General features: G+C 45.3%; 1 protein-coding gene. It reads right to left on the bottom strand.

The features are described 5' to 3' along the window. On the bottom strand, positions 1-627 hold a 627-nt coding region (gene pabC / locus R7R78_RS27370; RefSeq protein ID WP_225474763.1), incomplete at both ends, for an aminodeoxychorismate lyase.

Raw genomic sequence — 627 nt, 5'->3', positions numbered from 1 at the left:
ATCCATACTTCATCCGCAGAAAGCAGTTCCATCAGCGAAAAGTCCCCTACTTCAACTTCGGTATTATTGGCCTCGAAAAACTCAAGCACCTTACGACGCATCACGCCTGCGACGCCAGACAAATTTAAGCTAGGCGTATAAACCTTGTTATCTTTAACCCAAAAAAGGTTTGCCATTGTAGTTTCAATGACATGATTTTGCACATTTAACGTCACTGCATCGGCAAAGTTAGAGTGCTCAATTTCAGCTTTCGCAAGCACTTGTTCTAAGCGATTGTTGTGTTTATGCCCTGCCAGCAAAGGCTGAATTCCGAGACGGGTTTCGCATACCCCCAGATTCACCCCTTTTTGTTGCCAGTCGACATAATGGACAGGAAATGCAAAGTTCGAGATGGTCACCATTGGGCACTCAATGCCCTTAGTGCCATACCCTCTTCCACCGATTCCGCGGCTAATGTGAATTTTGATTCCAGCGTGTTCATCTTTCAGGGTAGCCAAGTGAGCCCACTCGGAAACTATACTCCAGTCAGGTAAAGGAATATGAAGTGTTTTGAGACATGCTTCCAAACGTTCAACATGCGCTTGCCAATACTCTAGCTCGCCGTTTTTAGTCTGGATAGTAGTAAAG

The sequence above is a fragment of the Vibrio sp. 2134-1 genome (genome assembly GCF_033339495.1).
Note: the sequence above shows the minus strand (reverse complement) of the source record. Positions and strands in the feature narration are given on the sequence as shown.